This is a genomic window from Bacillus sp. NTK074B (assembly GCF_017303375.1).
Taxonomy (GTDB): Bacteria; Bacillota; Bacilli; order Bacillales; family Bacillaceae_B; genus Rossellomorea.
In genome coordinates, this window is record NZ_JAFKOH010000144.1 from 1 (window position 1) to 262 (window position 262).

General features: G+C 69.5%; 1 protein-coding gene. It reads left to right on the top strand.

Going from position 1 to position 262, the window contains the following annotated elements:
- Positions 1-21: 21 nt before the first annotated feature.
- A partial coding sequence (locus tag JI667_RS21760) for a hypothetical protein (protein ID WP_206858564.1) occupies positions 22-262 on the top strand: 241 nt, incomplete at its 3' end.

The window sequence follows — 262 nt, forward strand, 5'->3', positions numbered from 1 at the left end:
GTTCAGCCCTGGGGCCCGCTCTTGCGGGACGCCGACACGCGCCAGTTCATTGAGCACGCGCTGCACGAGATCCTGACGCCCGCCGTCACCGCGCATCTGCCCGGAGCCTTGCATCTGGGGCAGGGCGCGCGCGCGGCCTCGGAATGGATCGACGCACGGGACGCCGAGAGCGACGTGCTGACGATCACTGCAGAGGAGGACGGGCGGCTGATCGGCTTGGTGATCCTTGCGCCCGACCCCACAGAAGCAGCCCTGCATGTGG